5 protein-coding genes are annotated in these 5,113 nt (G+C 45.6%); all 5 read left to right on the forward strand.

Annotated elements, in window-relative coordinates:
• Positions 1-62 precede the first annotated feature (62 nt).
• Positions 63-1,289 (forward strand): Glu/Leu/Phe/Val dehydrogenase dimerization domain-containing protein, encoded by a 1,227-nt coding sequence (locus ED312_RS16955; RefSeq protein WP_123217220.1) that lies wholly within the window; start codon positions 63-65, stop codon positions 1,287-1,289.
• A gap of 283 nt (positions 1,290-1,572) precedes the next feature.
• Positions 1,573-2,262 (forward strand): MotA/TolQ/ExbB proton channel family protein, encoded by a 690-nt coding sequence (locus ED312_RS16960; RefSeq protein ID WP_123217221.1) that lies wholly within the window; start codon positions 1,573-1,575, stop codon positions 2,260-2,262.
• A 167-nt stretch (positions 2,263-2,429) separates the two neighbouring features.
• A complete protein-coding gene (locus tag ED312_RS16965; protein WP_123217222.1) occupies positions 2,430-2,816 on the forward strand; it encodes an ExbD/TolR family protein in 387 nt (128 codons plus the stop codon).
• Between the two features lie 4 nt (positions 2,817-2,820).
• Positions 2,821-3,669, forward strand: coding sequence for an energy transducer TonB (locus ED312_RS16970; RefSeq protein WP_123217223.1), 849 nt, complete (start codon positions 2,821-2,823; stop codon positions 3,667-3,669).
• Between the two features lie 36 nt (positions 3,670-3,705).
• A complete protein-coding gene (locus ED312_RS16975) occupies positions 3,706-4,917 on the forward strand; it encodes a bifunctional folylpolyglutamate synthase/dihydrofolate synthase (RefSeq protein WP_123217224.1) in 1,212 nt (403 codons plus the stop codon).
• The last annotated feature ends 196 nt before the right edge of the window (positions 4,918-5,113 follow it).

Consider the following 5,113-nt stretch of genomic DNA (forward strand, 5'->3'; position numbering starts at 1 on the left):
CATTTTGCAGCCAATTAAGGAAAGTTTAAACGAGTTCAATACTTAAACTACACAAAAAACAGATGAAAGAGTTACTTAAACAGTACGAAAGCAAGGCCCCGGAAATTGTTTTTCACTGGCAGGACCAGGAAACAGAAGCGGAAGGCTGGACCGTCATCAACTCGCTCCGCGGCGGTGCAGCAGGTGGCGGAACCCGGATGCGAAAAGGGCTGGACGTTAACGAGGTGCTCTCCCTCGCCAAGACCATGGAAGTGAAATTTACCGTATCCGGACCGGCAATCGGGGGAGCTAAATCCGGGATCAACTTCGACCCGAAAGACCCGAGGAAAAAAGGGGTCCTGGAGCGATGGTACAAAGCCGTTTCCCCGCTGCTGAAAAGTTATTACGGGACCGGTGGCGACCTCAATGTAGACGAAATTCACGAAGTAATCCCCATCACCGAGGATTGTGGGGTATGGCACCCGCAGGAAGGGGTATTTAACGGGCATTTCAAACCCTCCGAAGCCGATAAAATAAATCGCATCGGACAGTTACGCCAGGGTGTCATTAAAGTCATCGAAAGTGATAAATTTTCTCCGGATACCCGAAGGAAATACACCGTAGCAGATATGATCACCGGTTATGGAGTGGCCGAAGCCGTACGGCACTATTACGATATATACGGCGGTACTGTCGAAGGCAAAAAAGCCATAGTACAGGGATTTGGCAATGTAGGGGCCGCCGCTGCCTTTTACCTCGCACAAATGGGTGCTAAAATTGTGGGTATCATGGATGTCTCGGGCGGGGTAATTAGTGAAGAAGGCTTTTCTTTCGAAGAAATCAAAGCTATGTTCCTCGCGAAAAACAGCAACAATCTGGTACACGAAAATGCTATTTCGTTCGAGGAAATGAACGAAAAAATATGGGGGCTGCATGCCGAGATATTTGCCCCTTGTGCAGCATCCAGGCTTATCACCAAAGACCAGATCACACAACTTATAGATTCCGGGCTGGAGGTTATTTCCTGCGGCGCCAATGTTCCCTTTGCCGATAAAGAGATATTTTTCGGTCCTATTATGGAATATACCGATAAACAGGTAAGCCTGATACCGGACTTTATCTCCAATTGCGGCATGGCTAGGGTTTTTGCATACTTTATGGAACGAAGAGTAGCCATGAACGACGAGGCCATTTTTACAGACACCTCTGCTGTTGTAAGGAAGGCACTCCTGCAGACTTTCAAACAAAGTGCTTCAAAAACGAATATAAGCAGTACTGCATTCGAGATAGCATTACGCCAACTCGTGTAATGCATTCCGGAAAAACAATTTTCAGCGCCATAAAAGAATTGCCCCCGTACCTATCAGGGGGTTCTTCTTTTTAATTATCTTTGGTGCAGAGAAGCAGCCGGGTCAAAAAAATCGAACTGTTGTCATCAAACGGAACCGGGATAAAAAAACAGGTACCGGAACGGGTTTGCCCGAACATGATGAGAACAAGCTATAGGCAAACAGCCTCCGGACAGCTACGATATTACGGGAAATATAATTTTATGCACGCTTAATCGTTTTAATATCAAAAACATTTTATCATATGATGCTATTTCAAGACGTTGCTCAGAATGTGGCCGAAGAAGCTCTATCTGAGGAAAAAACCCTCTCTATTGCAGATCTTATTGTCAGTGGCGGTCCGGGGAGTATTATAATCGTGTTGATACTTTTTATACTGCTTTTTGTTGCACTTTACATTTACTTCGAACGGATATTTGCCATCAAAGCTGCTTCACAGATCGACAAAAATTTCATGAACCAGATCAGGGATCACGTAAGCAACGGCAAACTTGAAGCAGGGAAGAACCTCTGCGCACAAACAGATGCCCCTGTGGCCCGGCTCATAGAAAAAGGCATCTCACGAATAGGCAAACCTCTGGAAGATATCAACAAGGCCATAGAAAACGCCGGTACCCTGGAGGTCTATAAACTTGAAAAAAACGTCAGCATTCTTGCCACCGTAGCCGGTGCGGCTCCCATGATAGGTTTCCTGGGTACCGTAATAGGTATGATTATTGCATTTCACGAAATGGCCACCAGTGGCGGACAGGCGGAGATCGGGGCCCTTGCATCCGGTATATACACGGCAATGACCACAACGGTTGCGGGCCTTATTGTTGGTATTATTGCTTATATCGGTTATAACCACCTGGTGGTACGTACCGATAAGGTAGTGCACCAAATGGAGGCCAATGCCGTGGAATTCCTGGATTTACTGGACGAACCGGCTTAGATATAAACGAAGGCAGAAATACAGAATCGGTAGGCATATAGCTACTGATTTAAAACATTATTACAGTGAAACCGACATGTTTAAAAAAATCATTCAATATACAGAGGGATGAACATTTTACACATCAAAGGTTCCGTGTAACCGCTGAAAAACAATAAAATAAGCATATGAAATTAAAAGGAAGAAATAAAGTATCGCCGGAATTCAGCATGTCTTCCATGACAGATATCGTATTCCTGTTGCTGGTATTCTTCATGCTTACTTCCAGCGTTCCGAATGCCCTCGATCTGCTGCTGCCAAAGGCCAAGGGAAAATCCACCAATGTGCAGAACGTGTCCGTAAGTATTAACAAAAAGCTGGAGTATTACCTGGACAACCTGAAAGTCAACCCGGAATTCCTGGAAACCGAGCTCAAAAGAAAACTGAAAGACCAGGAGACCCCGACGATCATACTCCGGGCCGAAGAAGGTGTCCCTATCGAAAAAGCAGTTGACGTTATGGATATAGCCAACAGGAACAATTATAAAGTAATCCTGGCGGTAAGACCTAAATAGAATTATGTCGTTTCTGGATACAAAACATAAAAAGAAATCATTTACACTTACCACGGTATTGCTGGCAATTCTTGTGGCGTTATTGTTTTTTATAGGCTTACACTACATGGACCCTCCTCCTGAAAACGGCATTACAGTCAATTTCGGAATGACGGAATTCGGATCGGGCGATGTACAACCACTGGAAAAAATAAAATCTGCCCCCGAAGAAAAGGTCGAGGAAGAACAGCCCGAAGAAACCACAACGGATGACGCTCCCGCCGAAGTGGAGAAACCACAGGAAGAAGTACTCACTGATGACAAAGCCGAAGATGCGCCTGTTATACCTCCTAAAAAAGAAGAAAAGAAACCTGTAGTAAAGGAAACTCCGAAACCTGCCGAAGAAAAACCCAAAGAAGAGCCCAAAAAGCCTTCCAAATCTACGTCGGATGCCCTATCCAATATACTCAATGGTCCCAAATCGGACGGAACGGAAAGTAAAGGAGAGGGAGATGACAACAAAGCGGGGGACAAAGGGAACCCTGACGGAGATCCTTATGCGAGCAGTTATTACGGAACACCAGGCTCCGGATCTGGAGGTGTAGGTTACGGGTTGAGCGGAAGATCGTTGCTGTCAAGAGGAAAAGTACAGCAGGACTGTAATGAAGAAGGCCGCGTGGTCGTAAAGATCGAAGTGGATAAAAACGGGAACGTTATTGACGCGGTTCCCGGTGTAAAAGGAACCACCAACAACCACCCCTGCCTGCTGGAACCGGCAAAGAAAACCGCATTTATGTTTAAATGGAACCAGGACGCCGATGCTCCTTCACGCCAGATCGGATTTGTGGTGGTTAATTTTAAACTCGGAGAGTAACAGACTTGTTGTTAATTCTAAATTATTCCCGTTTTCATGACATACCAGCAAGTGCTGCAATGGATGTTCGGCAGACTTCCCATGTACCAGCAGCAAGGAAAGACAGCCCTTAAACACAAACTGGACAATATCCGGGATTTCTGTGACCATCTTGGAAATCCGGAAAAAAAGATAAGAACCATTCATATTGCCGGCACCAACGGAAAGGGTTCTGTAAGTCATATGCTGGCATCGATATTGCAGGAAGCCGGTTACAAGACCGGCCTGTACACCTCTCCTCACCTTAAGGATTTCAGGGAACGCATAAAAATAAACGGTGTTGATGTTCCGGAAGATTTTGTCACGGAATTTATAACAGGCAACAAGCCATTTCTTGATGCCCATGATCTTTCTTTTTTTGAAATGACCGTGGGTATGGCATTCGATTTCTTTGCCCGTGAAAAAACAGATATAGCCGTTATAGAAGTTGGTCTGGGCGGGCGGCTGGACTCCACCAATATCATCACACCCGAAGTATCGGTAATTACCAATATCGGCTACGACCATACGGACATTCTAGGAGATACCCTCGAAAAAATAGCCGGGGAAAAAGCCGGAATCATTAAACCCGGCGTGCCTGTGGTTATCAGCGAATATCACCCGGAGACATTCCCCGTATTCCGGAAGGCAGCTGAAGAAAACCACTCTGAGCTATCTCTGGCAGAAAACCTTTCCCTGGAAAATATGAGAAGTGACCTCAAAGGTATTTATCAGGACAAAAATATTCGTGCCGTAGTGGCGGCAGTGCGGCAACTGAAAAATTACAATATCACCCCCGATAATATAATTTCCGGACTGTCGCACGTCGTCCGGAATACCGGCTTGCAAGGAAGGTGGCAACAACTGCAGGCCGCACCCAAAGTCATATGCGACACCGCGCACAATGCCGAAGGATTAGAACTCGTCCTGCGCCAGGTGAAAAGTGAAAAATTCGAAAAGTTACATATTGTTTTGGGAGTAGTCCGTGACAAAGACCTGAAACGTATTTTACCGCTTTTCCCGAAAAATGCACTGTACTATTTTGCCACACCCGGTATTTCCAGGGGACTCCCGGCAGAAGAACTGCGCGAACAGGCCCTGGAGTACGGTCTCGGGGGAGAAGCATATCCCTCTGTAATACAAGCTTATGAAAACGCCCTTTCCCGGGCCGGGAAAAACGATTTTATTTACGTCGGAGGAAGCACTTTTGTAGTCGCCGAAATATTATAGAAAAATACAATAAATATTTTGCACGTGTAAAAAACAATTGTATTTTTGCATCCGCGATTTACAGGAAAGACCGTGGTTACTAATGCCACTTATTTACAAGTTCATATTTTCTTATTGACAGATCGTAATATGTGAGGGCTCTTAGCTCAGCTGGTTCAGAGCACCTGCCTTACAAGCAGGGGGTCACTGGTTCGAA

Origin of the sequence: Sinomicrobium pectinilyticum (assembly GCF_003725735.1) — a bacterium.
GTDB classification, from domain to species: domain Bacteria; phylum Bacteroidota; class Bacteroidia; order Flavobacteriales; family Flavobacteriaceae; genus Sinomicrobium; species Sinomicrobium pectinilyticum.